The following is a 26,862-nucleotide window of genomic DNA, read 5'->3' as shown; positions in this document are numbered from 1 at the left end:
ACGGGCGGGTCCAACGCTGGCCGCGACCCCTTGTCGCGCAGGTTCCGCCATGTCCGCCCAATCCCGCCTGTTCACGCCCATCCTGATCGGCGGATCGCTGATCCTGCTTATCAACTTTGCCCTGAGGGCCAGTTTCGGCGTGTTCCAGATCCCGATCGCCGCCGATTTCGGCTGGCCGCGCACGGAATTCTCGTTGGCCATCGCCATCCAGAACCTGGCCTGGGGGATCGGGCAGCCGATCTTCGGCGCGCTTGCCGAACGCTGGGGGGACCGCTGGGCGATCATTCTGGGGGCGATCCTGTATTCGGCGGGGCTGGTGCTGACAGCCTTTGCGACCACCCCCGCCACGGTGCAGATGCTGGAAGTGATGGTGGGATTCGGCATCGCGGGCACCGGCTTCGGGGTGATCCTGGCCGTGGTCGGACGCGCCGCCAGCGATGAAAACCGCAGCCTGGCCCTTGGCATCGCCACCGCCGCCGGATCCGCCGGACAGGTCTTCGGCGCCCCCCTGGCCGAGGTTCTGCTGGCCTTCTATGCCTGGCAGACGGTGTTCATCATCTTCGGCGGGATCATCCTGACCTGCCTGCTGTTCCTGCCGATGCTGGGCCATGGCAAGCCCGCCAGCCGTCACGAACTGGAGGAAAGCCTGGGCAGCGTCCTGAAACGCGCCTTTCGCGATCCATCCTATCTGATGATCTTCGTCGGGTTCTTTTCCTGCGGCTATCAGCTTGGCTTCATCACCGCCCATTTCCCCGCCATGATCGCCGAGATGTGCGGCCCTATCGATCCGGCAGGCACGCTGGCCAGCATCGGCATCACCACCACCTCGGCCCTGGGGGCGGTGGCGATCAGCCTGATCGGTCTGGCCAATATCGCGGGGTCGATCTTCGCGGGCTGGCTGGGCAAGCATTACACCCGCAAATACCTGCTGGCCGGCATCTATACCCTGCGCACCGTCGCCGCGGCGGCCTTCATCCTCATGCCGATCACGCCGGTTAGCGTCGTCGTCTTTTCGCTGGTCATGGGGGCGCTGTGGCTGGCCACGGTGCCGCTGACCTCGGGGCTGGTGGCCCATATCTATGGGCTGCGCTACATGGCGACGCTGTACGGCTTCGTGTTCCTGTCCCACCAGATCGGGTCGTTCCTGGGGGTCTGGCTGGGCGGCACGCTGTACGACGCCTATGGCGACTATACCCTGGTCTGGTGGATCGGCGTCGGCGTGGGGGCGTTCAGCGCGCTGATCCACCTGCCCGTGCGCGAGGCGCCCGCCCGGCTGCCCATGGCGGCTGCGGCGGTTTGACGGCGCGGGGCAAGGGTTCTAGGGTCCGGCGCGTTCCCGACAGGATTCGCCCATGACCTCCTCGACCCGCCGCCATCACCCGTCCGAACGCGCCATCGCGATCCGCTATCAGCAATGCTCGGCCGAGGTGAAGGCCCTGCAACGGCAATGCTATGCGCTGGCGACGCTGCGGCTGCGCGCGGCGGTGGATGCGAACGGCACGGGCCGGGGGCTGGCGATCCTCAGCGACATCGACGAGACGATCCTGGACAATACCGCCGTGATGGCCCATGCGATGACCCTGGGCGAGGGTCTGGACGGGTTCGAGACCTGGAAGCTGTGGGAACGCGAGGGCACGCCCCACCTGCTGCCGGGCGCGGCCGATTTCTTTCATCTGGCCGACCGTCTGGGCGTGACGATCTTCTATGTCTCGGACCGGTTCGAGGAAAACAAGCTGGCGACCATCGCCACCCTGTCGCGGCTGGGCCTGCCGCAGGTCCAGGCCGACCAGGTGCTGCTGTTCGGCCCGCCCAAAGCCGAACGCCGCGCGACGGTCGAACGCAACCACCAGATCGTCCTGCAACTGGGCGACACACTGCACGATTTCGACGGCTGCTTCGCCGGGGCGACGCTGGACATCCAGCACCGGCTGGCCGAGGATCACGGCCACCGCTTCGGCGCCGACTGGATCGTCTTTCCGAACGCCGCCCACGGCACCTGGATGGAAGCGGACCTGCGCCCCTGGGCCGCGCCCGGCGCGCGCTAATTCCCCAGATGTCCCGCGATCGCCCGGCCCAGGGCGAAGGCGCGCTGTTCCAGGATCACCGGGGTTTCGCAGACATAGGTCAGCGACTGCTGGCGTTCGGTGAAGATGCGCTGATCCCAGTCCAGGGCTTCTTCGGCCGCGTCGATGGCATCGAAATCGGGATCGTCCGCGGCCTCCAGGTCTGCCATGGCCTTGCGTCGATCCTCGATCCGCTGGGCCAGATCGACTTGGCTGCGGCCGTATCGGGCGATGCCGTCGATCAGCGCCGTCCGGTCGGGTTCAATCTTGGCCATGATCGCGACCATCAGGGCGGTCAGTTGCGCGTCGTCGGCGCCCGTCGCGAAATCCGCGATCTCGGTTTCGGCTTCCTCCATCGGCAACCGGCGCTGTTCCAGTCGCGCGGCCAGCTGCTCGATCCGGGGATCGCGGGCCAGTTCGGCGATCCGGTCGTCCGGGACCGGGCCGGTCCAGACCTGGCCCAGCGACAGATGCGGCTGCTTTCGCTGGATGCAGGGCCATTCGGGGTCGGTGCCAGCGGCGGACCAGGCCGGCCCGGCGGCGGCGATCAGGACCAATGCGACAAGGCGTTTCATCCCCTCTCCTTTCGTCTGGCCCACAGGCCCTTGGCGGGGTCGTACATGAAGACGGCGCCGCCGAAGAACACCGCAAGGCAGGCCGCGACCACCCCGAAGGCCTGCCAGTTCATTTCCAGATACAGCGCGAAGCGGATCAGTTCGACCGCGTAGGTGAACGGATTGGCCGCGCAGATGTCGTGCAGCAGGGGCGAGCTTTCCCGCATCCGCCACAGCGGATAAAGCGCGGACGACGCGAAAAACATCGGGAAGATGACAAAGTTCATCACCCCCGCGAAATTCTCCAGCTGCCGGATGGCGGACGACAGGAACAGCCCCAGAGCGCCCAGCATCAGCCCCGACAGGACCAGCGCGGGCAGCACCGCGACATAGCCCCAGGCGGGCGGGCGGATGCCCCAGAACCAAGCGATCGCCAGAAAGGCATAGGCCTGGATGATCGACACGATCACCCCCGCCATCAGTTTCGATCCCAGCAGGAACCAGCGGGGGAACGGACTGACCAGCAGCGTCCGCATGGCCCCGGTTTCGCGGTCATAGACCATCGACAGCGACGATTGCATCCCGTTGAACAGCTGGATCATCGCCACCAGGCCGGGGGTCACATAGACCTCGTACAGCACATAGGTCTGATAGGGCGGCGTGATCGACAAGCCCAGGACCGCGCGGAAACCGGCGGCAAAGATGAACAGCCAGACCAGCGGGCGCACCAGCGCCGCCAGGAACCGCCCGCGCTGCTGGACAAAGCGCAGCGTCTCGCGCCAGGCGATGCCGCGGAAGGCGGTGGCCCAGGCGGTGGCGGGAAAGCCGCGTTCGCTCATGCCGCGGCCCCGGTCAGCGACAGGAATGTCCGGGTCAGCCCCGACGGCCCGGCGATGGCGGCGGACTTGCCGTCGCTCAGGACGCGGCCCTTGTGCAGGATCACCAGGTCGTCGTCGGGCTGGATTTCGTCCAGGATATGCGTGGCCCACAAGGCCGACACGCCCTGGTCGGCGATCAGGCGGCGGGTCAGGGCCAGAACCTCGGCCCGCGCTTTCACGTCAAGGCCCACCGTCGCCTCGTCCAGCAGCAGCAGGCCGGGACGGTGGATCAGGGCGCGGGCGATTTCCGCGCGCCGCTGCTGGCCCCCCGACAGGGCTGACACGCGGTCGCCCGCCCGGCTTTCCAGATCGACCTGGGCCAGCACCTGCGCGATGCGGTCGCGCGCGGCCCGGCGCCCGATGCCATGCAACGCCGCATGATAGGCCAGGTTCTGCGCCACCGTCAGATCGGCGTCCAGCGCGCGGCTTTGATAGACCACGCCCAGCCGGGCCATGGCCTGTGCGGGCTGGCGGCGCAGGTCGTATCCCGCCACCTCGATGCTGCCCGACACGTTGCTGTAAAGCCGCGTCACCAGCGAAAACAAGGTGGTCTTGCCCGCACCGTTCACGCCCAGCAGCGCGGTGAACCTGCCGCGCGGCACGGTCAGCGACACGTCCGACAGCGCCTGGACGGCGCCGAAGCGGTGCGACAGTCCCCTGATGCGAAGCGCGTCCATGTCCGTCCTGATCTTGCGGAAAACGGGCAGAGCGAAGCCCGCACCCCATCTCGGCAGTCGGGGGCGGGACTGTCAAGCCCGGCCCCTGCCCGTCCTATTGGATGGTGAAGACCGCCTGCTGGGTTTCGCCCGAGGTTCCGGGGATCGACAGCGTATAGCGGCCCGGCGTGATCGCGACAAAGCTGATGACGGCGGTGCCGGCGTTGTCGAATTCGATGCTGTGGACGCCCATCGGGCGGATCTCGATGTCGTTGATGACGATCTCGTTGATCCAGATGGCGCGAAAGAAATCCCCGCCCGACAGTGCCAGTTCCTGGCTGCCGTCGGCATTGATCGCGATGCGGTAGAATCCGCCCGATTTCAGGGTATAGCTTCCACCCGCGACCGGCGAACCCGAGGCCAGCGTCAACGGCGCCAGATCGGTGCGGTTGTCGCGGGCCATGATGCCCGAAAAACCGTAATCGAACTTGCCGGTGGCATCATGGGTGGCCGCTGCCGCGTCCTCTCCTTGGCCTTCCTCCTCGCCCTTATCCTCGTCGTCCCCGATCACGGCGGCATCCGGCGCGGCGCCGGCAGCAGGGGTATCGGCGGGGGCGGGCGTCGAATCCTGGGCGGCGGCGGGGACCGACAGGCCGGCCACCATCATCAGAACGGTCAGCAAACGGGTCATGGGTTTTCCTTTGGAATGGAATGGAACGGGCCGGGTCAGTCTGGCGCGACGACGACGCCCCAGGGCTGCTGGCCCACGGGAACGGATTTGACGACCTCCTCGGATGCCACGTCGATCATCGACACGTCGTTGGAGTTGCCGTTGGTGGTGAACAGGTATTTCTCGTCGGGGGTAAAGGCCATCTGCCAGACCCGCTGGCCGACCAGCAGGTAATCCTTGACCTCGTCCGTGGCCCCGTCGATCACCGCCACGCGGTTCGACGGGCCAAGCGCCACGAACACCTTGCTGCCGTCGCTCGTCACGCGCACGCCGACGGGCTGGATCGCCTCGGGCAGGACGCCCGGCACCTCGAAGGTGATCTTCTTGGTGATTTCCTGGGTCGCAGGGTCGATCACGCTGACCGTGCCGCCGATCTCGGCGCTGACATACAGCTTTGTGCCGTCGTGGTTGTATTCGGCGAACCGAGGGCGGCTGTCCACCAGCACGTTGGCCACGATTTCATAGGTTTCGGCATCGATGAAATGCGCCATGTTCGTCGTTTCCGACGTGTTGATGACGATCCTGCCGTCGGGGCTGATGCCCATGCCTTCGGGTTCGACGCCCACCGGGATTTCGGCCAGAACCTGCTTGGTCTTCACATCGACGACGGTGACAAGGTTGTCGTCCTCGTTCGCGATGTACAGGGGATTGCCGGACGGGTGCAGCACGAACAGTTCCGGGTCGGGACCGGACGGCAGGGTGTGCAGTTCCTCCATCGTCTCGGGGTCGAAGACGCGGACCAGATTGTCGTCGGAGGCGCAGACATACAGTTCCGTTCCGTCGGGCGAAATGGCGATGCCGCGCGGGCGGTTGCCCACCGGATAGGCGCCCAGAACCTCCAGCGTGTCGCTGTCCAGAACGGTGACGTCGTTGCCCTTTTCGTTGGTCACGAAGACGCGGTTCGCCAGGGCGGGATCGGCGGCCAGCACCGCAAGCGCGGGGGCCAGGGCAAGGATATGCTTCATGGAGCCTCTCGGAACGAGCATTCGGTTTCGGGACGGTCAAGACCCAGCGTGTCAAGCGCACTGGTCTGGTGCAGATACTGGTCCTGCGGACTGACCGAGGTGGTGACGGGACCGGTCGTCAGCAGGATCGGCTGGCGGACCTGATGGTCCCAGTCGCGCACCGTCAGCTTTTGTCCCTTGAAGCCCGCCACGTCGAATTGGTCCGACAGGATGAAGTCGCGCAATTCTGCCGGATCCGCCGACCCGGTGCGGGTCGCGGCTTCGCCCACGATGCGCAGGGCCAGCCAGGTCTGGTAATCCTCCTCGCGGATGGGACGGTTGGCCATGCGTTCGAAACGGTTCTGATACTGGGTCGCGCCCCAGGCTTCCATCGCGGGGTGCCAGCTGCGCGGCACAAGTCCGGCCGATCCCGCGACCGGGCGCGGATCCCAGGTGAGATAGGGCAGATAGGGGGCAAAGACATCGCTTTCGTCCGCGGCGATCAGCACGTCGTGATCCGGCGCGCGCTGCGTGAAGACCGGCATCTGCGCCTGCACCTGGACATAACCGGAATCGGTGCTGCGGGCGCCTCCGGTGTCCTCGTAGACGCGCTCCTCGACGATGGTGGCGCCGAACTTGGCGGCCGCGCGGCGATAGGCGGCGGCCAGTGCCTGATCCTCGGGGTGGCTGCCGGGGACCAACAGCCAGTCGGGCCAGTTCTTCCACATCAGGAACTGCGCCAGGGCGTCGGCCAGCATCGCATGGCTGGGCGCGACATGGATGGTGTTGAACCGGCAATCCGCGCCGCGCAGGCGGTCGCCGCGCGCACGGGCGTTCAGCAGCATCGCCCGGTCGCCCGCCTGGTCGGCCAGGGCCAGGGTGGTGGCATCGTCGGCCAGCACCACGACGAACTGGATTCCGTCGGCGATGATCCGGTCCAGTTCCGCCAAAGCCGTGCCGGGGGTGGCCGTCACCTCGACCGCCTCGAAGTCCTGGCCCATGAAGCGGCCGGTCGTGTCGTTGTCGTCGATGGCAAGCCGCGCACCGGCAAAGCCCAGATCCTCGGGCGGCAGATCCAGCCGGGAAATCGGCGGAAGGCCCTGAACATCCACGCGCAGGACGGCAGCGCGGATCTGTTGCGTCTCTGGCTGCGTCTGGCCCGCAGCAGGCTCGGCCAATGCCCAGGCACCAGCCAAAAGTCCCATGATTCCCTTGAACATTTCGCGTCTCCCCCGCCGCATGTTGGGTTGCGAGGCCCGTTCAGGCAAGACGGTTTATGTTCCCGCCGGGACCGGGAAGATTCGGATCAGTCAAAGGTCGTATGGAAAACCGCCCCTGCCCGGCGCATGGTCGAACCGCAACCGAAACGGAGCCGAGAACGATGATGCACAAGACGCTGGGACTGGCCGTCGCCGCGATGCTGGCCCTTGCCCCAGGGGCATACGCGCATGGGCCGTCACGGCTGAAAACCGAACGGTCGGTGGTTCTGGACGCCACCCCCGACGAGGTCTGGCAGGTGATCGGCAAGTTCGACGACATGACCTGGCACCCCGCCGTCGCCAGCACGGAAATCACGCCCGCAGGCGCCCCCGCCGACACCCCCGAGGAATCCACCCGGATCCTGCACCTGAAATCGGACAATGGCGATCCGACCATCACCGAACGGCTGATGACCATCGATCCCGCCAAACGGCAGTACAAATACATGATTACCGATGTCGCTGTCGAGGTTCTGCCCGTCACGAATTATTCGTCCACGCTTCAGGTCAAGGATAAGGACGGCCGCGCCGAGGTGGTCTGGAAAGGCGGATTCTATCGCGGGTATCCGAACAACGATCCGCCCGCCGACCAGAACGACGACGCGGCGATGGCGGCCGTGGACGGCATCTATCAGGCCGGGATCGACGCCTTGGCGGAACGCTTTGGAAAGGCCGAGTGAGGCTTCCGGTCCTTGCGGCCCTGCTGGCCGCATCCTCCGCAGCGGCCGGGGATCTGGCCTTCGTGACCAGCCAGAACGCCGACGCGGTCACGCTGCTGGATACCGCCTCGGGCGCCGTCGTGGCGCAGGTGGCGGTTCCCGGAAAGCCCGCGCCCGTCGCCTATGACCCGGCACAGGGCCGGGCTTACGTCATCGCGGCGGATACCGGGCGGCTGGTCGTCCTGGATGAAACGGGCCGCCTGACCGACAGCCGCGATCTGGGCGAAGGCGCGTTCGGATTGGCGGTCGCGCCGCAGGGCGGCCTGTTCGTCACCGACTGGTTCGGGGCACGTCTGCTGTTGCTGGACCCGGCCCTGCAACGGCGCTGGGCCGTTCCGACCGGCAAAGCCCCCGCCGGGGTCGCCGTCAGCGACGATGGCCGCTGGGTGGCGACGGCAGACCGCGATGACAATCAGGTCAGCGTGTTCGACGCGCGCACGGGGGCGCTGCTGCATCGCATCAAGACCGCAGGGTCCCACCCCTTCGGCATCACCTTTCACGATGGGCGTTTCTGGACGGCGGATGTCCAGGGCGATACCGTTTCGGTGATCGACCCCGCGACCGGCAGGCTTGCGGGCCAGGTGCCGACCGGCAGCCACCCCTATGCCGTGGGCTTTGCCAAAGGACGCGGCTTCGTCACCAACCAGTACGCGGGAACGCTGACGGTGTTTGATCCGGTGACGCTGGACGTGCTGGCCGAGATCGCGGTGGGCGATTACCCCGAAGGCATCAGCGCCCTGCCCGACGGCGACGCGGTGGCGGTCGCCAACTGGGAATCCGACACGCTGGTCATCGTGGACGCCCAGAGCCTGTCGATCCGGGCCGAGATCGCCATGCCGTCCGGTCCGCGCGCGTTTGGCCGGTTCACGGGGCGACAGGCGTTGCCCTGACCAGGGGCGCACCGCCTGCGGCCTGCCATTCCTCGACCCCGCCGGGAAACCAGTGAACGGCGGCATAGCCCAGCGATACCGCGCGGCGGGCGGCGTTCCAGCTCATCCAGCAGTCGCTGCGGCAAAAGATCACCACCGGCGCGGCGGGATCGCCGCCCGTGGCCTGCCGCAATCCGGTTTCCAGACGGGCCTGCTCGGCCGGGGCCAGGGCTTCGTATCCGGTATCCCATAGCCAGACCGCGCCGGGGATTGTCTCGTGCGGGGGTTCGCGCCAGACGGTGCCCTCGGGCAGGCCTTGGGGCTTGTTGGCCCTGCGCGGCAGCACATCCAGGAACGGCACGCCATCCGCGTGCAGCCGGATCGCCTGCCGGGCATCGATGACCGTGGCGCCTTGCAGCGTCGCCGGCACGGGCGCGCGATAGGGTTCGCCGCGATAGCCGTCAGGTTCCGGAACCTGGGCCGTTGCCGGTCCCGCCAGACACAGCGCCAGCAGGACCGCGCGGATCATGGCAGCATCCCTTTGCCGTAATCATCGACCAGCGGCACGCCCGCATCACGTAGGATCGCGTTGATCTGATCCTGGTGGCGGCGGATCAGGCTGTTCAATTCCCGTTTCCATTCCTGTTCGGGCAGCCGCACCCCCATGGTGATGCGATAGAACATGCGCGGCCCGGCGGTTTCCCTCAGCAAGGGCGTGAACTGGAGGTCGGGATCGGCCTTGACCCGCGGCCCGGCCAAGGGCCCCCACAGAACGGCGGCATCCAGCGAACCGTCCTTGACCCCGCCGATCAGATCTCCTACCGGATCCTCGACCCGGCGATCCACGAACAGATCGACGCCGCGCATGTCCTTGGCCAGGCCGGCCCGCGCCATGATCGTGGCCGGCGGCGTTCCGGCGACGACGCCCAGATCGTTGTTCTTCAACGCCGGGTCGGTCAGGCGATCGACCGTCGCCAACGAGCTGTCCTTGCGCGTCACGATGCCGTAAACGGACGTATAGTAATGGTTCGTGTTCTGCACCAGCTCGTCGCCCTGGGCATAGCCCATCACGACATCGCATTCCCCGGCGCGCAGCGTCTTGGCGATGAAGCCCGCGCCCGACGGAAACCAGGTATAGGTCACGGGCAGGCCAAGCCATTCCCCGAACGCCTCGGCCAGTTTGTTTTCGAAACCCGATCCGTCGCGCACCGACATCGGCGCATTCGCGGGATCGGCGCAGACCCGGAACTGCGTGGTGGACCGCAGATCGGCCACCTGGGCGGCGGCAGGCGCCGCCCCCAGGATCAGCGCGCAGGTCAGTCGGCGAAGACCGCCCATCTTACATCGACATGCAGGAATCTTCCTGCGCCGTGTAATCGTCGGACTTGTCCCCGCGTTCCGCGGGACGTCCGCGCGGCAACTCTCCGGTTCCGCGGGCCAGCAGATAGACATAGATGTCATCGACATAGCACCAGACGTTCTTGTTGGTGCCAAAGGCGGGCATGACCTGGTTCTGGGCCGCGTTCACCTCTTGCTTGCCCGAGGCCACGATTTCCTGAAAGGCGTAATAGTCCATCTTGAGGACCGAATTCTTCAGGGCCGGCGCATAGGTCGATCCTTCGCCGTCGGGACCATGGCAGACGTGGCATTCCGCGGAATAGCGCCGATAGCCGTTGAAGGTCGCGAAATCGACCACGTTGCCGTCGATCTTGAAGGTCGGAATGCCTTCGGCGTTGTACCAGCGGCCGTTTTCCTCGGTTTCCGCCGTGACATCCATGCCGTTGGGCAGCACGGCCGATCCGCCAGCCCCATCCCCGGCCGGCGCATCCCCACCGTCTGCGGCGTCCGTGGCCGGCTCTGCCGCAGGCGCAGCGCCCGAAACGGCGGCGGCCGCACCCGCGCCTGCCTCGGCGGGAGGGGGGGTCTGTGTGGTCGTCTCTTGCGCCGGGGCCATGGCGGCCAGCGACGCACCAAGGACCAGCGCCGTCAGGCTGGTGATGGCTTTCATGCTGTCTTTCCTCCCAGATTTCTCTCTACCCGCGCTATCGGGGTAAAACTCCCCCCGAAGACTAACCTCGGGGGGAGCGTTTCACAGAGCAAGTTTGCGTTAGCGGGCCGAAAGTATTAGCCGCTGGTGCCGCCGTCCGCAGGGGCCGGTTCCGCCGCAGGATCAGCGGCCGGTTCGGCCGAGGCCGAGGCTTCACCCGGCAGTTCGAACACGGTCAGCTGCCCGCCCAGTTCGGTGTAATCCGACAGGGACGCATAGCCGCCCACGGCGCCCAGGCCGTCGTTCGGGTTGGTCAGCCCGGCCGCCAGGCCGATCCCGGCCCAGCCGCCGACACCCGACAGGATGCCGATGTACTGCTTGCCCGCGGATTCATAGGTCATGACGTTTCCGATGATCCCGGACGGGGTTTTGAACTTGTAAAGCTCCTCGCCCGTTTCGGCATCGACCGCCTTCAGATAGCCTTCCAGCGTGCCATAGAACACAATATCGCCCGCCGTCGCCAAGGCGCCCGACCAGACCGAGAACTGTTCGGGCAAGGACCACTTGATCTTGCCCTCGACGTTGTCCCAAGCGATGAAGTTGCCCATGCCGCCATGGCTGTTGGGCGCCGGGAACATGGCCAGCGTCGCGCCCACATAGGGTTGGCCCGCCGTATAGGCGACGCGGAACGGTTCATAATCCATGCAGACATGGTTGGTCGGCACGTAGAAGGTCTGGGTCTTGGGCGAATAGGCCGCCGGCTGCTGGTCCTTGGACCCCAGGGCCGCAGGGCAAACGCCGGTCGTGTTCTCGTCCTCGCCGTTCTGCGCGGTCGAATATTCGGCGACCACGGCCGGACGGCCATAGGTTTCCGAATTCGGATCCATATCGACCCCGGTGGTCCAGTTCACCGCCGGATCGTATTTCTCGGCCACCAGAAGTTCGCCCGATTCGCGGTCCAGCGTATAGGCCAGGCCGTTGCGGTCGAAATGGGTCAGCAGCTTGCGTTCCTGACCGTCGATTTCTTGTTCGGTCAGGATCATCTCGTTGACGCCGTCGAAATCCCATTCGTCATGGGGCGTCATCTGATAGAACCACTTGGCCATGCCGGTATCGGCGTCGCGGGCCATGATGGTCATCGACCATTTGTTGTCGCCGGGGCGCTGCGACGGGTTCCAGGTGGATGGGTTTCCCGTGCCGTAATAGATCAGATTCAGATCGGGGTCATAGGAATACCAGCCCCAGGTAGTGCCGCCGCCGATCTTCCACTGGTCGCCTTCCCAGCTGTTCAGGCTGCTGTCCTTGCCGATCGGCTTGCCCAGATGGGTGGTCTTTTCGGGATCGACCAGCATTTCCTCGTCCGGGCCGGTGGAATAGGCCTTCCAGACCTCGGACCCGTCGGCCAGGCTATAGGCGGTGACACGGCCGCGCACGCCGTATTCGCCGCCCGACACGCCGACGATCACCTTGTCGCCGACCGGCAGCACGGTCGCGGTGTTGGTTTCGCCGATGGCGGGATCGCCGGTCTTGACGGACCACTTGACCTCGCCGGTCTTGGCATCCAGGGCCACCAGCGTGGTGTCGGCCTGGTGCGACAGGATCAGCCCGTCGGCATAGGCGACGCCCCGGTACACGGTGTCGCAGCACATGACCGCGATGACCTCGGGATCCTGTTCGGGTTCATAGCGCCACAGGATCTTGCCGTCGTTGGCCAGATCAAGGGCGAAGATGTTGTTGGGGAAGGGCGTGTGGACATACATCACGTCGCCGATCACCAGGGGGCTGCCCTCGTGGCCGCGCAGCACCCCGGTCGAGAAGGTCCAGGCGACCCGCAGATCGCCCACGTTGTCACGGTTGATCTGGTCCAGTTCCGAATAACGCTGGTTGGCATAGTCGCCGGTCTGGATCGCCCATTGTTCCGGCTTGGCCGTTTCGGCCAGGACGCTTTCGTTGGCATAGCCCCCCGCGCCTGACAGAAACAGCGCGGCAAGCGCGCCGTTCAGCAATCTTTTCATGAAGTGTTTCCTCCGCTGTTGGAAGCAGGCGCCGGGTTCCCTCCTCCCGCGCCGTCCACCATACACTCTTTGGCCCGCACCCCATTGCGTCAATGCGGCGTTCTGGCATTTAACCCTAAAGTCTTAGGGTGAATTGCCGGAACGTCCGGGAATGTTTGGCAACCTCCTACAGCAGCCGTTCCGCATGCCACATCACGTGATCGCCCATGAAGGACTGCACGAAGAAATAGCTGTGGTCATAGCCGGGCTGCATCCTGAACTGACCCGGCTGGCGCCGTGCCATCATCGCCTGGGCAAGGGCTTCGGGGCGCAGCTTGTCCAGGAACTGGTCGGCGCTGCCTTGGTCGATCAGCACCTCGCGCGGGAAGCCCCTTTCCGTCATCAGCAGCGTGGAATCATGCGCCCGCCAGACGGCCCGGTCATCGCCCAGATAGGCCGACAACTGCTTTTGCCCCCAGTCGGATTCCGTTGGGTTGGCGATCGGCGCAAAGGCCGACACCGACCGGTAACGGTCGGGATGCGTCATGGCGATGGTCAGCGCGCCGTGCCCGCCCATCGAATGGCCGGTGATGCCCATCGCGTCGCGGTCGATGGCGAAACTGTCGCCCACCAGCGCGGGCAGTTCGTGGACGATGTAATCCCACATCCGGTAATGCGGCGCCCAGGGATCCTGCGTGGCGTTCACATAGAAGCCGGCGCCCTTGCCCAGGTCATAGGCCTCATCGTCGGCCACGCCGTCGCCGCGCGGCGAGGTGTCGGGAAAGACGATGGCGATGCCCGCGTCCGCGCACCATTGCTGGGCGGCGGCCTTGGTCATGGCGTTTTCATGGGTGCAGGTCAGGCCGGACAGATACCACAGCACCGGCACGCGTTCATGCGCCACCCGTTCCGGCATGAAGACCGCAAAGGTCATGTCGGTGCCCGTTGATTGCGATCGGTGGCGGTAAACGCCCTGCGTGCCGCCAAAGCTGCGGTTTTCGGAAACGGTTTCAAGCGCCATCGGACACCCCTTTCAAGGATTGAAACATGACCAGCCCATCGACCGGCCCAAGCCGGGGGTGACGAAACGCGCCCGGCAGGCGGCCCACAATGGCAAATCCGGATTTCTGCCACAAATGGACGGCATCGGCGTTCGTGGACACCACGAAATTGAACTGCATCGCCGCGAAACCCTGCGCCGCCGCCCAGGCCTTGGCCTGGTCCACCAGCGCGCGGGCGATGCCCTTGCCGCGCGCGTCCGGATGGGTGGCAAAGGATGCGTTGGCGACATGCGACCCGCCGCCGGGACGGTTCGCGCCGACATGGCTGGTGCCCAGGACACGGCCGTCCAGGGTGGCGACAAAGGCGGTAAAAGGCATGGCGAACCAGTCCGCCAAGGCATCGCCGCGCCCAATGTCGCGCGGGATGCAATAGGTTTCCCCCGCGCGATAGACGGGTTCCAGGATCGCCCAGATGGCGTCGTGGTCGGCTGCGGTCGCGGGGCGGATGTCCACCCCGCCGCCCGTCATGCCAGGTCGTCCACGCTGCGGATGACGCGGCCCAGCAGGCCATAGTCCAGCGCCTCCTGGGTGTTCAGCCAGAAATCGCGCTGCGTGTCCTTTTCGATCCGCTCGATGCCCTGGCCGGTGGCATCGGCAAAGATCTGGTTCAGGCGGTCGCGCATCAGGCGCACCTGTTCGGCCTGGATCATCATGTCCGACGACGTGCCGCCGATCCCGCCCGAGGGCTGGTGGATCAGGAAGCGCGTGTTGGGCAGGCAAAAGCGGTTTTCCTTTTTCGCCGCGACAAAGATCAGCGCGCCCGCGCTGGCCACCCAGCCCGACCCGATGGTGCGCACGGTGGGCCGGATGAACTTTATCACGTCATGGATCATGTCGCCCGATTCCACATGCCCGCCGGGGGACGAGATCAGCATGTTGATGGGCTTGTCGCTGTCCTCGGCCAGGGCCAGCAGATGGGCCACGGTGCGCTGCGCCAGCTTGTCGTTGATGGTGCCCGCGACGATCACCGTGCGCGACTTGAAATACAGCTTGCCGATCTTGTCGCCTTCGGGCAGGCCCAGGCCGCCCTCCTTGTCGCCGTCGTGGCGCCGGTCGTCTTCCTCCGGTTCGTCGTCGTCGTCATCGTCCAGCCACTGGTGACGCATCGGCCTGCTCCTTTGTTCCTCATGGCGACGGCGGGGCCGTGGCCCCGCCGTTCTTTTACCTATGCAGCCGTGAACGATCAGTAAAGGACGACCGAGCGGATCGATTCGCCCTTGTGCATCAGGTCGAAGCCCTTGTTGATGTCGTCCAGGGGCATGGTGTGGGTAATCATCGGGTCGATCTCGATCTTGCCGTCCATGTACCAGTCCACGATCTTGGGCACGTCCGTGCGCCCGCGCGCGCCGCCGAAGGCCGTGCCCTTCCAGACCCGGCCCGTGACCAGCTGGAACGGACGGGTGCTGATTTCCGCGCCCGCCGCCGCCACGCCGATGATGACCGACTGGCCCCAGCCGCGATGGGTGCATTCCAGCGCGTCGCGCATCACCTTGGTGCTGCCGGTCGCGTCAAAGGAATAATCCGCGCCGCCGATCTGGTCGAAGGGGGTCTTGGTCATCTCGACGATGTGGCTGACGATGTTGCCGTCGATTTCCTTGGGGTTGACGAAATGGGTCATGCCGAACCGCTCGGCCATCTCCTTGCGGTCGTTGTTCAGATCGACGCCGATAATCATGTCCGCGCCCGCCAGCCGCAGCCCCTGCACGACGTTCAGCCCGATCCCGCCCAGCCCAAAGACCACCGCCTTGGCGCCGATCTCGACCTTGGCGGTGTTGATGACCGCGCCGATGCCGGTCGTCACGCCGCAGCCGATATAGCAGATCTTGTCGAAGGGCGCGTCCTCGCGGACCTTGGCCACCGCGATTTCCGGCAACACCGTGTAATTGGAAAACGTCGAGCAGCCCATGTAGTGATGGATCGGCGTGCCATCCAGCATGGAAAAGCGGCTGGTTCCGTCCGGCATCAGGCCCTGACCCTGGGTCGCGCGGATGCGGGTGCACAGGTTGGTCTTGCCCGACAGGCAGGACGGGCATTCGCGGCATTCCGGCGTATAGAGCGGGATCACATGGTCGCCGGGCTTCAGGGATTTGACGTCGGGGCCGACCTCGACCACCACGCCCGTGCCCTCGTGGCCCAGGATGGCGGGGAACAGCCCCTCGGGATCGTCGCCCGAACGGGTGAATTCGTCGGTGTGGCAGATGCCGGTGGCCTTGATCTCGATCATCACCTCGCCCGCCTTGGGGCCGTCCAGGTTCACCTCCATCACTTCCAGCGGTCGGCCGGCTTCCAGGGCTACGGCGGCACGGGTTTTCATCGTGGATACTCCTCTTCGTTCGGGCATTCTGCATCAAAGCCACAGGGGCCGCGACGCGGCCCCCTGGTTGTGCGTGGGGATTGATCGCGGCGTCAAGCCGCCAGCTTGCCGGACCGCTTGGCGACATGGGTGGCGATGGCGTCCATCAGCGGCGGCGACAGGGCGTCATAGGGTTCCAGCCCCAGCTCGCGCAGGCGCGCCCGGATGCCGTCCATCCGCGACGGATCGACGCCGGATTCGATGACGCTGCTGACGAAGGCCGCGAATTCGGGGGCGGACCATCCGGCTTCGTCCGACAGTTCGGTGTGGACGAAATCCAGGCCATAGAACGGATGGTCCTTGTTCTCGATCCGGCCATACATGTGGACGCCGCAATCGCGGCAGGCGTAACGCTGAATCGGGGCGTCCCTGTTGACGACCTGCAACTTGTCGCCGTTTTCCAGAACCTCGACCGCGTCGCGCGATACCACGGCGACCTGGCTGAAGACGGCCCCGTCGGGCTTCCAGCATTTGGTGCAGCCGCAGACATGGTTGTGCGCGGTCTGCGCGCCCACCCGGACCTTGACCGGGCTGGTGGCGCATTTGCAGGTCAGGACACCGCCTGCGAAACCGGAATTGCCCTGCTTGATGCCGTTGTCCACGGCGGGGTGGATCTTCACCCCCTCAGTGCTGGCCATGGTTCTTCCCTCCCGATGAACCGATTGTGGGTCCAGCGTCGCGCCATTGGGAAAGATCGGCAAGTCAGCGGAAGGTTGTAGCGCGCCCGGACCGGGGCGGGCGCGCAGGGTCCGGTCAGCGTGCGGGCGTGGACGACACGCCGACCTTGGCGGGGCGCAGCAGGCGGTCGTGCAGACGGAATCCGTTGTCCATGATCTGGATGATCTCGCCGGCGGTGGTGCCGGGGACGGCGGCCTCGAACATGGCCTCGTGTTCGGTCGGGTCGAACCGGTCGCCGGCCTTGGGCGTGATGACGGCCACGCCGTGCTTGGCAAAGACGTTGGACAGCTCGCGCAAGGTCAGCTCGACCCCCTCGATCAGGGCGGCGGCGGCGGCGCGCTGCTCGGGGGTGGCGGCGTCCAGCGCGCGGGTCAGCGCGTCATGGACCGGCAGCAGGTCACGGGCCAGACGCGAGCCGCCGTATTGTTCGGCATCGCGGCGGTCCTTGTCGGCGCGCTTGCGGGAATTTTCGGCGTCCGCCAGGGCGCGCATGAACTTGTCGCGGAATTCGTCGCGCTCGGCCGTCAGGGCCGCAATCTCGTCGGCCGGATCGGCCAGCGGATCCGCCAGGATGTCGTCGATAGGCTGTTCGTTCTGATCGTTCATGGCTCTTTTCATCCTTTCCGGCCGGACAGCACCCGCCCGACCAGCTGCGCCGTGTAGTCGACAATCGGCACGATCCGGCCGTAATTCAGCCGCGTCGGTCCGATGACGCCCACGGCGCCTACAATCTTTCGGTCGGCATTCATATAGGGGGAAACCACCAGAGCGGAACCCGAAAGCGAAAAAAGCTTGTTTTCCGAACCGATGAAAATGCGCACCCCGTCGCCCTTTTCCGCCAGTTCCAGAAAACTGACGATGTCGCGCTTGCGTTCCAGATCGTCGAAAAGAACCCGGATGCGGTCCAGATCCGCCGCCTCCTGATCCAGCAGGTTGGCGCGGCCCCGCACGATCAGGCGCGGATCGGACGATCCCGTGTCCCACAGCGCCAGCCCGGATTGCACCAGTTCGGCGGCCAGAACGTCCAGTTCCTGCCGCCGGGCCGCGATTTCGCGCCCGATGTGGCCGCGCAGTTCGGACAGGGTCTTCCCCTCGGCCATGGCATTGAGGAAATTCCCCGCCTCGCGCATGGACGACGGGGTCTGGCCCGCCGGGGGCGTGAACAGGCGGTTTTCCACATGCCCATCGGCAAAGACCAGCACCACCAGCGCCCGGTCGGGGCCCAGGCTGACGAATTCGATGTGGCGGATCGGCGCTTCGTGCTTGGGCATCAGGACCAGCGACGCCCCCCGCGTGATCGACGACAGCGCCGTGCTGACCCGGTCCAGCAGGACGCCCGTGTCGGGATCGTCGTTGCCCAGCGTCTGGTCGATGGCCGCGCGGTCGGTGGGATTGACGGTATCGACCTCCATCATCCCGTCCACGAACAGCCGCAGCCCCTGCTGGGACGGCATCCGCCCCGCCGAGGCGTGCGGGCTGTCCAGCAGGCCCATGAACTCCAGATCCTGCATGACGTTGCGCACGGTCGCCGCGCTCAGCTTTTCGGACAGGGCGCGGGTCAGGGTGCGCGACCCCACCGGTTCGCCCGTTTCCAGATAGGTTTCGACGACGCGCCGGAAGATTTCGCGCGATCGGTCGTTCAGATCCTGCAACGGCGTTTTCCGGTCCATGTCCCTCGCGGGGTTGCGTGATGGCCCGTTGGGGCGGTATGGGGCAGCCAACCCTGAAAAAAGGAATGACCATGCGCCCGTCTGGCCGGAATCTAAGCCAAATGCGTCCGATTTCAATCGAAACCGGCGTGATGGCCCATGCCGAGGGATCATGCCTGATCCGCGTCGGCAACACCCATGTGCTGTGCACCGCCTCGCTGGAGGAAACGGCGCCGCGCTTTCTGAAGGGCACCGGCCTGGGCTGGGTGACGGCCGAATACGGGATGCTGCCGCGCGCCACCAACACCCGCAACCGCCGCGAGGCCGCGACGGGCAAGCAGTCGGGCCGCACCCAGGAAATCCAGCGCCTGATCGGGCGGTCCCTGCGTGCGGGCATCGACCGCAGCGCCTTGGGCGAACGCCAGATCACCATCGACTGCGACGTGATCCAGGCCGACGGCGGCACCCGCTGCGCGTCGATCACTGGCGGCTGGGTCGCGCTGCGGCTGGCGGTCAACAAGCTGCTGAAGGCGGGCGCGATCACCAGCGATCCGGTCATGGACCATGTGGCCGCCGTGTCCTGCGGCATCTATGCGGGCCAGCCCCTGCTGGATCTGGACTATGCCGAGGATAGCGAGGCGGGCACCGACGGCAACTTCGTGCTGACCGGCGCGGGCCGCCTGATCGAGGTGCAGATGTCGGCCGAGGGCGCGACCTTCAGCCGCGACCAGATGGGCCAGCTGCTGGATCTGGCCGAGGGCGGCATGGCCGAACTGGTCGCCGCCCAAAAGGCCGCCGTGGTATGAGGAAATTCGACGGCACCCGCCTGCTGGTCGCCACCCACAACGCCGGCAAGCTGGACGAAATGCGCGCCCTGCTGGCCCCTTATGGCGTCGAGGTGACGGGCGCGGCGGATGCGGGCCTGCCCGAGCCTGCGGAAACCGAAACCACCTTTGTCGGAAACGCCCGCATCAAGGCCCGCGCCGCCATGCAGGCCACGGGCCTGCCCGCCCTTTCCGACGACAGCGGCATCTGCGTCGATGCGCTGGACGGCGCGCCGGGCGTGCAGACCGCCGACTGGGCGGAAACCGGCCATGGCCGCGATTTCCGCATGGCCATGCAGCGGACCTGGGACGCGCTTGAGGCCGCGAACGCCCCTGCGCCCCGCACGGCGCAGTTCCGCTGTACGCTGGTGCTGATGTGGCCCGACGGCCATGACGAGGTATTCGAGGGCGTGCTGCCCGGCCAGGTCGTCTGGCCGCCGCGCGGGGTTGAAGGCCACGGCTATGACCCCATCTTCATGCCGGACGGGCACGACGTGACCCTGGGGGAAATGTCGCCCGCGATGAAGAACAGCCTCAGCCACCGGGCGCGGGCGGTGGACCGGATGATAAGGGGCAGCTTTGCATAGGATCTCGACCGGATCGCCCTTCGAGGCCGCGATGGGATACAGCCGCGCCGTGGTCAAGGGCGACTGGTGCTTCGTGTCGGGCGTCACGGGCTATGACTATGCGACCATGACCATGCCCGACGACCCGGCGCAGCAGGCGCGCAACTGCTTTGCCACGATCTTTGCCGTGCTGAAGGAAGCGGGCTTTGCCCCCGGCGACATCGTGCGGCTGCAATACACCGTGACCGACGCGGCCCTGGTGGACGCGATCACCCCCGTCCTGGGCGGGGCCATGGGCGATATCCGCCCCGCCGCCACCATGGTCGTCGCGGGCCTGATCCGGCCCGAGATGAAGGTGGAAATCGAAGCGACGGCCCTGCGCGCATGATGATGCCGGGGCGGGACGGATTTTCGGATGCGGACTGGCGGGCGGGGGGCTTTGGCCTGTATGTCCACTGGCCGTTCTGTCAGGCGAAATGCCCCTATTGCGATTTCAACAGCCATGTCGTGCCGGGCGTGGACCAGGCCCGCTGGGCCGCCGCCTTGTCGTCCGAAATCGCCCGTCTGGCGGCGGAAACGCCCGGCCGCCATCTGGGCAGCATCTTCTTTGGCGGTGGCACGCCGTCGCTGATGACCCCCGAAACTGTCGATACGGTCCTGCGCGCCGCCCGTGCCGCCTGGGGTTTCGCCAACGACATCGAGATCACGCTGGAAGCCAACCCCACCAGCGTCGAACGCGGCCGCTTTCAGGGTTTCGCCGATGCGGGCGTCAACCGCCTGTCCATGGGAATCCAGGCGTTGAATGACACGGACCTGCGGCGCCTTGGCCGAATGCATTCGGTGGCCGAGGCGCGCGCGGCCTTCGACGTGGCCCGGTCCTGCTTCGGCCGGGTCAGCTTCGATCTGATCTATGCCCGCCAGGGCCAGACGCGCGCGGCATGGCGCGCGGAACTGGCGGATGCCCTGTCGATGGCCGTGGATCACCTGTCGCTGTATCAACTGACCATCGAGCCAGGCACCGCCTTTAGCGCGCGGGCGGCGGCGGGCACGCTGCGCGACCTGCCCGACGACGATCTGGCCGCCGACCTGTATGGGGACACCCAGGACATCTGCGAGGCGGCGGGGATGCCGGGCTATGAAACCTCGAACCACGCCCGTTCCGGTTCGGAAAGCCGCCACAACCTTGTTTATTGGCGGCAGGGCGACTGGGCCGCGGTCGGTCCCGGCGCGCATGGCCGGATCACCTTGCCCCCCATGGACGGATCGGGCGGGCGTTTCGCCACCGAGGCCCACCGCGCCCCTGGCGCATGGCTTCACGCCGTCGAGACCCGGGGAACGGGGGAATCCCTGCGCGAGTTGGTGCCAATGGATGAACAGGCGACCGAATACCTGCTGATGGCGATGCGACTGTCCGAAGGGCTGGATCTGGCCCGTCATGCCCGGCTGGCCGGTGCGGCCCTAGATCCCGGCGCCATCGCGCGGCTGGCCGGTCTGGGCATGGTCGAATGCCGGGACGGCCGGCTGCGGACCACGATCCAGGGCCGTCCCTTGCTGAACGCGATTCTTCGCGATCTGGCGGCCTGAGATGCAGCGGGTGTGGTATGCGCTCGGCCTGGTGGCGTTTGCCTTGGGGATCATCGGCATCGCCCTGCCGGTGGTGCCGACGGTGCCGTTTCTGCTGCTGGCGGCGGCGTCGTTCGCCCGCAGCAGCCCTCGGCTGGAACGGCGCATCATGAATCATCCGACCTATGGTCCCCCGGTGCGCGCCTGGCGCGAACATGGCGCCATCGGGCGGCTGGCCAAGATCTGGGCCACGCTGGCCATGGCCAGCGGCGTGGGTTTCAGCCTGCTGGTCGGAATGCCGGTCTGGGTGGTGACGGGCCAGGCGCTGATCTGCACGGCCATCGGCGCCTATGTGGTCACACGGCCCGAGATCTGATCCCCTGCCCTGCCGGCAGTCACGGCGCCGTTCCAAAGGCGGCGCTGCGGTCGAAGGCGGCGCCCTTCATGTCCAGCGGGATGTGCACCCGACGGGACGCCAAGGATCGCCAGCAATCATGCAGCGCCACGGTCATGGCTGCGCGGGCAGGATGGTGCCGGCGCAGGGACCAAAGCCGATGCGGTATCCGTCGCCCTGCGCCTGGGCGAACAGCGCGATTTCATCGCCGTCCTGGATAAAGGTGCGGGATTCGCCGTTCACCATGACCGGGTTCCTGCCGCCCCCGGTCATTTCCAGCAGCGCGCCGGTCTGGTCGGGCGCCGGGCCGCTGATGGTGCCCGATCCCAGCAGGTCGCCCACCCGCATCGGGCAGCCCGAACTGGTGTGATGCGCCAGTTGCTGGGCCGACGAATAATACATCACATTGTAATTGGTGCGCGCCATGGCCTGGCCGTTCAGGGACCAGCCGACGGTCAGGTCGTAAAGACCCGGCCGTTTCTCGGCCAGATAGGGCAGCAGCGGGTTCACGCGGTTCGCGCCGGGGCTGCGGAACGGCTCCAGCGCGGCCTGGGTGACAATCCAGGAACCGATGGTGGTGCCCAGCGCCTTGGACTGGAACGGCCCCAGCGGCTGGTATTCCCAGGCCTGCACGTCGCGCGCCGACCAGTCGTTCAGCAGCACATAGCCGAAGATCATATCTTCCGCCTGATCCACGCTGACGCGCTCGCCCATGGTGCTGTCGGCGCCCACCACGGCGCCCAGTTCCAGTTCCAGGTCCAGCCTGCGGCAGGGCGCCCATTCGGGACCGTTCTCGCCCTTCAGCTGGCCCATCGGACGGCGGATCGGCGTGCCCGAGACCACGACGGAGGAGGCGCGCCCGTTATAGCCGATGGGCATGTGGGTCCATTGCGGCGGCAGGGCGTTTTCCGGTCCCCGGAACAGCGCGCCCACGTTGAAGGCATGGTTCCTGGACGCATAGAAATCGGTGTATTCCGTCACCCGGATCGGCAGGTGCAGGGTGGCATCCGCCATCGGCGCCAGCGGCAGGTCGCGATGACCGTCCTCGGCCAGTAGCGCGGTCAGGCGCGCTCGCACCGCGTCCCACTTGCCCCGGCCAAGCGCCATGAACTCGTTCAACCGCGGCTGCGCAAAGGCGCCGCCCGCATCCAGCAGCCCGCACGCCTCGGCATCCGCCAGATCGACGATCATCGTGCCGATGGCCGCCCCGCAGCGGGGCGCAGCGCCCGCAACCGAAAACACGCCGTAAGGCAGGTTGTTCAGGGGAAACGGGCAATCCGCCCGATTGGCGCTGTCCACCCAGGACCGGATCAGGGCCATGTCCGGCCTCCTTTGCCTTGGTCGAAATATCCCACGGGGGACCGGGGGTGTGAAACCCCCGGCCTTTGGGGTCTCACTTCACGCCGGGGGTGCCGTCGAATTTCTTTTCCAGCCGGCCCCACACCTCGATGTATTCAGGCTGCATGGGGGCCTCTCGGGCCGCATAGTCGGTCAGATGCTGGGGAAAGCGGGTCTCGAACATGAAGGACATGGTGTTGTCCAGTTTGTGCGGCCGCAGATCCGCGTTGCTGGCGCCTTCGAAGGCGTCTCGGTCGGGGCCGTGGGGCAGCATGCAGTTGTGCAGGCTGATGCCGCCCGGCGCAAAGCCCTGCGGCTTGGCGTCATAGGTGCCGTAGATGTTGCCCATCAGTTCGGACATGATGTTCTTGTGGTACCAGGGCGGGCGGAACGAATGCTCGGCCACCATCCAGCGTTCGCGGAACAGCACGAAATCGATGTTCGCCGTCCCTTCCTGGCCCGACGGCGCGGTCAGCACGGTGAAGATCGACGGGTCGGGATGGTCGAACAGGATCGCGCCCACCGGCGAATAGGTGCGCAGGTCGTATTTGTACGCGCAATAGTTGCCGTGCCAGGCCACCACGTCCAGGGGCGAATGGTCAATCCAGGACTGATGGAACTGGCCGCACCACTTGACCACCACGCGCGAACGCACCCCATCGCGGTCCTCGAACGCCGCGACCGGGCATTTGAAATCGCGCGGGTTCGCCAGGCAGTTGGCGCCGATGGGGCCGCGTCCCGGCAGGTCGAACTTTTGTCCATAGTTCTCGCAGACGAAGCCGCGGCACGGGCCGTCCAGCACCTCGACCCGGTACACCAGGCCGCGCGGCAGGATGGCGATTTCCCTCGGCTCCAGATCGATGATGCCCAGTTCGGTGCAGAACCGCAGACGGCCTTCCTGCGGCACCACCAGCAATTCGCTGTCGGCCGAGAAGAAGTATTCGTCCACCATGGATTGCGTGACCAGATAGACGTGGGACGCCATGCCCACCTGGATGTTCACGTCGCCCGCCGTGGTCATCGTCCGCATCCCCGTCAGCCAGGTCAGATCCTGATCCGGCACCGGGATCGGATCCCAGCGGTACTGGCCAAGGCTGGTGACGTTCGGCAGCACGTTCGGCGCGGTCTTCCAATAGGGCAGGTCAACAGGCGCAAAGCGCCCCGTATGATGGACCGATGGGCGGATGCGATAGCACCAGGTCCGTTCGTTCTGCCCGCGCGGCGCGGTGAAGGCGGTGCCCGACAACTGTTCGGCATAAAGGCCATAGTTGCATTTCTGCGGACTGTTCTGGCCCTGGGGCAGGGCGCCGGGCAGGGCCTCGGTTTCAAAGTCGTTGCCGAAACCGGGCATATAGCCCGAACCGCTGCCGGCGGCCGCTGCGGCGCGGGTCGTGTCCCTGGGCAGGTCGTGTTCGGCCATGGCGCCCCTCCCGGTTTCATTGCCGATGCAACGAAAATACCGTTGCCTTCGCAAGTCTGTCAACACTGGTCGTGCGCCCGCGTGTTTTTTGTTGCCCTCACAACGGTTTTCGGCTGTCCTGAACCAGGACAGGAGCCACGCATGACCTTCGATCTGGACGCCTTTCTTCCTTACCGCCTGTCGGTCGCGGCCGCGCGGGTCAGCCGCCGGTTCGCCGCGCGTTATGCGGCCGAATCCGGCCTGACGATTCCCGAATGGCGGGTGCTGGCGCATCTGTCGCGGTCGGGCACGGTCAGCGTGCGCGACATCACCGCGCGGGTGAATCTGGACAAATCCATCGTCAGCCGCGCCGCCGCGCGGCTGGAACAGGCGGGTTATCTGCGCCGGTCCGGCCATCGCGGCGACCGGCGGCTGGTGGCGCTGGAACTGACCGACGCGGGCCGGGGGCTGATGGACCGGCTGGGCCGCATCGCCGATGCCTATCAGGCGGACCTGCTGGCCGAACTGGGCCAGGATGCGCCCGCGCTGCGCCGCGCCCTGGAACGGCTGATCGCCGGGGATCGGACGATCGGCGATCATCCCTAGGCGGCGCGGCTGCGATCCGCCTAGCCCGGCATGATGCCGCGATCGTCCTTCAGCGTCTTCAGCACGATCTCGGACCGGACCTGCGACACCTGGGGATGGGGCAGCAGGTGGCGGTGGACGAAATCGGCGAATGCTTCCAGGTCGCGCACCTGCACGTCCAGCACGTAATCCGCGTCCCCCGACACCGAAAACGCCGACCGGATCTGCGGCTGCGTGGCGATGAAGCGCGCGAAGTCGCCCTCCTTGCGTTGACCGTGGCTGGACAGGTTGACCCGGATCACGGCCCGCAGGCCAAAGCCCAGCTTGGCCGCGCTGAGCCGGGCCGAATACCCCTCGATCACGCCCGCCCGCTCCAACGCGCTGCGCCTGCGGGAACATTGCGAGGGGGACAGGCTTACGATCCCGGACAGGGCCGCGTTGGTCAGCGCGCCGTCGCGCTGCAAGGCCACAAGAATTGCAAGGTCAAAGCGGTCCATGTCCATGTCATGCACCCTTTTTCACATTCATGCACGTTGCACGCAGAAACCGGCCCGTTCCGGTGTAAATCGCACTCTTTGTGCACGCAAGGTTCGCCATTCTGGAAAAGACCCCGGAACAAGAGGATTTTGCCATGGGCCCGTTCCCGCATGATGCCCCCAAGGCCACGATCAGCGACATCAACCCTGCCGGCACCGACGGCTTCGAGTTCGTCGAATACGCCCATCCCGACCCTGCGGTGCTGAACCGGATCTTCCGGCAGATGGGCTTCACGCCGGTCGCACGGCACAAGACCTGCGACATCACGCTGTATCGTCAGGGCGACATCAACTACCTGCTGAACGCCGACGCAAACAGCCACGCGGCGGGCTTTGTCGCCGAACACGGGCCCTGCGCGCCCGCGATGGCCTGGCGCGTGGTCGATGCGCAGGTGGCCTTGCAGCGCGCGCTGGATCTGGGCGCCGCCGAATACACCGGCCCCGGCAAGTCGATCTCGGCCCCTGCCGTCTATGGCATCGGCGGTTCGCTGTTGTATTTCATCGACACCTACGGCGATGCGGGCAGCGCCTATGACGCCGATTACGACTGGCTGGACGAACCCGATCCCCGCCCCGAGGGCTTTGGCTTCTATTACCTGGATCACCTGACCCACAACGTGATCCGGGGCAACATGGACACGTGGTACAAATTCTACCACGACACCTTCAACTTCCGCGAAATCAAGTATTTCGACATCAAGGGCAAGCAGACCGGGCTGGTCAGCCGGGCGCTGACGTCGCCCGACGGCAAGATCCGCATCCCCATCAACGAATCCACCGACGACCACAGCCAGATCGAGGAATATCTGCGCGAATACAAGGGCGAGGGCATCCAGCACATCGCCGTCGCCAGCAACGACATCTATGCCGGAACCGACAAGATCGCGGATGCGGGGATGGAGTTCATGCCCGGACCGCCCGACACCTATTACGAGATGTCGCACCGCCGCGTGACGGGCCATCAGGAACCTGTCGAACGCATGAAGGCGCGCGGCATCCTGATCGACGGCGAAGGCGTGGTCGGCGGCGGCGAGACGCGCATCCTTCTGCAAATCTTCTCGAAGACCGTGATCGGCCCGATCTTCTTCGAATTCATCCAGCGCAAGGGCGACGACGGCTTTGGCGAAGGCAATTTCCGCGCGCTGTTCGAATCGATCGAGGAAGACCAGGTGCGCCGCGGCGTGCTGAACGCGCCCCCGGCAGCCTGAGGCGGGGACGTATGGTCCGCCCGTGTCCTGCGGGCGGGGCCTGCCAGGGGATCGC

The 26,862-nt window shown here is 66.3% G+C and carries 31 protein-coding genes; 11 read left to right on the top strand and 20 right to left on the bottom strand.

Going from position 1 to position 26,862, the window contains the following annotated elements:
* Positions 1–49: 49 nt before the first annotated feature.
* Together CHB77_RS04270 and CHB77_RS04265 are read left to right on the top strand one after the other, a co-directional pair.
* On the top strand, positions 50–1,300 hold the full coding sequence (locus CHB77_RS04270) for an MFS transporter (RefSeq protein WP_089386938.1): 1,251 nt from the start codon (positions 50–52) through the stop codon (positions 1,298–1,300).
* Between the two features lie 52 nt (positions 1,301–1,352).
* Positions 1,353–2,045: a 5'-nucleotidase, lipoprotein e(P4) family gene (locus tag CHB77_RS04265; protein WP_089386937.1), complete on the top strand. Its 693-nt coding sequence runs from the start codon at positions 1,353–1,355 to the stop codon at positions 2,043–2,045.
* On the opposite strand, the gene CHB77_RS04260 is transcribed toward CHB77_RS04265, so the two are convergent.
* The 6 genes from CHB77_RS04260 to CHB77_RS04235 form a co-directional block, all read right to left on the bottom strand.
* Complete coding sequence (locus CHB77_RS04260) at positions 2,042–2,638, bottom strand: hypothetical protein (protein WP_089386936.1); 597 nt, start codon at positions 2,636–2,638, stop codon at positions 2,042–2,044. The two genes, CHB77_RS04265 and CHB77_RS04260, sit on opposite strands and share 4 nt — an antisense overlap.
* A complete protein-coding gene (locus tag CHB77_RS04255) occupies positions 2,635–3,456 on the bottom strand; it encodes an ABC transporter permease (protein ID WP_089386935.1) in 822 nt (273 codons plus the stop codon). The genes CHB77_RS04260 and CHB77_RS04255 overlap by 4 nt, the downstream gene beginning before the upstream one ends.
* Entirely contained in the window at positions 3,453–4,172 is a 720-nt protein-coding gene (locus CHB77_RS04250; RefSeq protein WP_089386934.1) for an ABC transporter ATP-binding protein, read from the bottom strand. The genes CHB77_RS04255 and CHB77_RS04250 overlap by 4 nt, the downstream gene beginning before the upstream one ends.
* Before the next feature lie 94 nt (positions 4,173–4,266).
* Positions 4,267–4,722, bottom strand: a complete 456-nt coding sequence (locus CHB77_RS04245; RefSeq protein WP_423212873.1) for a cupredoxin domain-containing protein — start codon at positions 4,720–4,722, stop codon at positions 4,267–4,269.
* A gap of 155 nt (positions 4,723–4,877) precedes the next feature.
* Positions 4,878–5,846, bottom strand: coding sequence for a YVTN family beta-propeller repeat protein (locus tag CHB77_RS04240; RefSeq protein ID WP_089386932.1), 969 nt, complete (start codon positions 5,844–5,846; stop codon positions 4,878–4,880).
* A complete protein-coding gene (locus CHB77_RS04235) occupies positions 5,843–7,030 on the bottom strand; it encodes an ABC transporter substrate-binding protein (protein WP_089387160.1) in 1,188 nt (395 codons plus the stop codon). Before CHB77_RS04235 ends, CHB77_RS04240 begins: the two co-directional genes overlap by 4 nt.
* A 179-nt stretch (positions 7,031–7,209) precedes the next feature.
* Between CHB77_RS04235 and CHB77_RS04230 the strand changes: the two genes are divergently transcribed.
* Both CHB77_RS04230 and CHB77_RS04225 read left to right on the top strand, forming a co-directional pair.
* Positions 7,210–7,764 (top strand): SRPBCC family protein, encoded by a 555-nt coding sequence (locus CHB77_RS04230; protein ID WP_089387159.1) that lies wholly within the window; start codon positions 7,210–7,212, stop codon positions 7,762–7,764.
* Complete coding sequence (locus tag CHB77_RS04225) at positions 7,761–8,693, top strand: YncE family protein (RefSeq protein ID WP_089386931.1); 933 nt, start codon at positions 7,761–7,763, stop codon at positions 8,691–8,693. Before CHB77_RS04230 ends, CHB77_RS04225 begins: the two co-directional genes overlap by 4 nt.
* On the opposite strand, the gene CHB77_RS04220 is transcribed toward CHB77_RS04225, so the two are convergent.
* The 11 genes from CHB77_RS04220 to hrcA all read right to left on the bottom strand — a co-directional run bounded on the left by CHB77_RS04220 (position 8,668) and on the right by hrcA (position 18,415).
* The gene (locus CHB77_RS04220; protein ID WP_089386930.1) at positions 8,668–9,201 is read right to left on the bottom strand and encodes a PQQ-dependent catabolism-associated CXXCW motif protein; all 534 of its coding nucleotides are present in this window, start codon (positions 9,199–9,201) and stop codon (positions 8,668–8,670) included. The genes CHB77_RS04225 and CHB77_RS04220 overlap by 26 nt on opposite strands.
* Positions 9,198–10,010, bottom strand: a complete 813-nt coding sequence (locus CHB77_RS04215) for a quinoprotein dehydrogenase-associated putative ABC transporter substrate-binding protein (RefSeq protein WP_089386929.1) — start codon at positions 10,008–10,010, stop codon at positions 9,198–9,200. Before CHB77_RS04215 ends, CHB77_RS04220 begins: the two co-directional genes overlap by 4 nt.
* A 1-nt stretch (position 10,011) precedes the next feature.
* The gene (locus CHB77_RS04210; protein WP_089386928.1) at positions 10,012–10,680 is read right to left on the bottom strand and encodes a c-type cytochrome, methanol metabolism-related; all 669 of its coding nucleotides are present in this window, start codon (positions 10,678–10,680) and stop codon (positions 10,012–10,014) included.
* Between the two features lie 116 nt (positions 10,681–10,796).
* Positions 10,797–12,674: a methanol/ethanol family PQQ-dependent dehydrogenase gene (locus CHB77_RS04205; RefSeq protein ID WP_089386927.1), complete on the bottom strand. Its 1,878-nt coding sequence runs from the start codon at positions 12,672–12,674 to the stop codon at positions 10,797–10,799.
* 166 nt (positions 12,675–12,840) lie between these two features.
* On the bottom strand, positions 12,841–13,674 hold the full coding sequence (fghA, locus tag CHB77_RS04200) for an S-formylglutathione hydrolase (RefSeq protein ID WP_089386926.1): 834 nt from the start codon (positions 13,672–13,674) through the stop codon (positions 12,841–12,843).
* The gene (locus CHB77_RS04195) at positions 13,664–14,182 is read right to left on the bottom strand and encodes a GNAT family N-acetyltransferase (protein ID WP_089386925.1); all 519 of its coding nucleotides are present in this window, start codon (positions 14,180–14,182) and stop codon (positions 13,664–13,666) included. The genes fghA and CHB77_RS04195 overlap by 11 nt, the downstream gene beginning before the upstream one ends.
* Entirely contained in the window at positions 14,179–14,820 is a 642-nt protein-coding gene (locus CHB77_RS04190; protein ID WP_089386924.1) for an ATP-dependent Clp protease proteolytic subunit, read from the bottom strand. The genes CHB77_RS04195 and CHB77_RS04190 overlap by 4 nt, the downstream gene beginning before the upstream one ends.
* 77 nt (positions 14,821–14,897) lie before the next feature.
* Positions 14,898–16,028 carry an S-(hydroxymethyl)glutathione dehydrogenase/class III alcohol dehydrogenase gene (locus tag CHB77_RS04185; RefSeq protein WP_089386923.1) on the bottom strand — a complete coding sequence of 377 codons (1,131 nt, stop codon included), beginning with the start codon at positions 16,026–16,028 and terminating at the stop codon, positions 14,898–14,900.
* A gap of 92 nt (positions 16,029–16,120) precedes the next feature.
* Positions 16,121–16,705, bottom strand: coding sequence for an S-(hydroxymethyl)glutathione synthase (gene gfa, locus CHB77_RS04180; RefSeq protein ID WP_089386922.1), 585 nt, complete (start codon positions 16,703–16,705; stop codon positions 16,121–16,123).
* 115 nt (positions 16,706–16,820) lie between these two features.
* Positions 16,821–17,351 (bottom strand): nucleotide exchange factor GrpE, encoded by a 531-nt coding sequence (locus tag CHB77_RS04175; protein WP_089386921.1) that lies wholly within the window; start codon positions 17,349–17,351, stop codon positions 16,821–16,823.
* An 8-nt stretch (positions 17,352–17,359) separates the two neighbouring features.
* Positions 17,360–18,415, bottom strand: a complete 1,056-nt coding sequence (gene hrcA / locus CHB77_RS04170; RefSeq protein WP_089386920.1) for a heat-inducible transcriptional repressor HrcA — start codon at positions 18,413–18,415, stop codon at positions 17,360–17,362.
* A gap of 71 nt (positions 18,416–18,486) precedes the next feature.
* On the opposite strand from hrcA, the gene rph reads away from it, so the two are divergent.
* From rph to CHB77_RS04145, 5 genes are read left to right on the top strand one after another with little or no spacing between them, the layout of a single operon-like run.
* Positions 18,487–19,200 carry a ribonuclease PH gene (gene rph / locus CHB77_RS04165; RefSeq protein ID WP_089386919.1) on the top strand — a complete coding sequence of 238 codons (714 nt, stop codon included), beginning with the start codon at positions 18,487–18,489 and terminating at the stop codon, positions 19,198–19,200.
* Positions 19,197–19,805, top strand: coding sequence for a non-canonical purine NTP pyrophosphatase (locus tag CHB77_RS04160; RefSeq protein ID WP_089386918.1), 609 nt, complete (start codon positions 19,197–19,199; stop codon positions 19,803–19,805). The genes rph and CHB77_RS04160 overlap by 4 nt, the downstream gene beginning before the upstream one ends.
* On the top strand, positions 19,798–20,172 hold the full coding sequence (locus tag CHB77_RS04155) for a RidA family protein (RefSeq protein ID WP_089386917.1): 375 nt from the start codon (positions 19,798–19,800) through the stop codon (positions 20,170–20,172). Before CHB77_RS04160 ends, CHB77_RS04155 begins: the two co-directional genes overlap by 8 nt.
* Positions 20,169–21,368, top strand: coding sequence for a radical SAM family heme chaperone HemW (hemW, locus tag CHB77_RS04150; protein WP_242626522.1), 1,200 nt, complete (start codon positions 20,169–20,171; stop codon positions 21,366–21,368). The genes CHB77_RS04155 and hemW overlap by 4 nt, the downstream gene beginning before the upstream one ends.
* 1 nt (position 21,369) lies before the next feature.
* Positions 21,370–21,723, top strand: a complete 354-nt coding sequence (locus CHB77_RS04145; protein ID WP_089386916.1) for a YbaN family protein — start codon at positions 21,370–21,372, stop codon at positions 21,721–21,723.
* Positions 21,724–21,855: 132 nt separating this feature from the next.
* On the opposite strand, the gene fahA is transcribed toward CHB77_RS04145, so the two are convergent.
* Together fahA and hmgA are read right to left on the bottom strand one after the other, a co-directional pair.
* Positions 21,856–23,061: a fumarylacetoacetase gene (gene fahA, locus CHB77_RS04140; RefSeq protein ID WP_089386915.1), complete on the bottom strand. Its 1,206-nt coding sequence runs from the start codon at positions 23,059–23,061 to the stop codon at positions 21,856–21,858.
* Between the two features lie 73 nt (positions 23,062–23,134).
* The gene (hmgA, locus tag CHB77_RS04135) at positions 23,135–24,499 is read right to left on the bottom strand and encodes a homogentisate 1,2-dioxygenase (protein ID WP_089386914.1); all 1,365 of its coding nucleotides are present in this window, start codon (positions 24,497–24,499) and stop codon (positions 23,135–23,137) included.
* 141 nt (positions 24,500–24,640) lie between these two features.
* Here hmgA and CHB77_RS04130 point away from each other — a divergent pair, with 141 nt between their 5' ends.
* Complete coding sequence (locus tag CHB77_RS04130; protein ID WP_089386913.1) at positions 24,641–25,084, top strand: MarR family winged helix-turn-helix transcriptional regulator; 444 nt, start codon at positions 24,641–24,643, stop codon at positions 25,082–25,084.
* Between the two features lie 20 nt (positions 25,085–25,104).
* On the opposite strand, the gene CHB77_RS04125 is transcribed toward CHB77_RS04130, so the two are convergent.
* Entirely contained in the window at positions 25,105–25,566 is a 462-nt protein-coding gene (locus CHB77_RS04125) for an Lrp/AsnC family transcriptional regulator (protein ID WP_242626521.1), read from the bottom strand.
* 128 nt (positions 25,567–25,694) lie between these two features.
* Here CHB77_RS04125 and hppD point away from each other — a divergent pair, with 128 nt between their 5' ends.
* Positions 25,695–26,807, top strand: a complete 1,113-nt coding sequence (gene hppD / locus CHB77_RS04120; protein ID WP_089387157.1) for a 4-hydroxyphenylpyruvate dioxygenase — start codon at positions 25,695–25,697, stop codon at positions 26,805–26,807.
* The last annotated feature ends 55 nt before the right edge of the window (positions 26,808–26,862 follow it).

It is taken from the genome of Paracoccus sediminis (assembly GCF_900188295.1).
In the GTDB taxonomy this organism is placed as follows: domain Bacteria; phylum Pseudomonadota; class Alphaproteobacteria; order Rhodobacterales; family Rhodobacteraceae; genus Paracoccus; species Paracoccus sediminis.
Note: the sequence above shows the minus strand (reverse complement) of the source record. Positions and strands in the feature narration are given on the sequence as shown.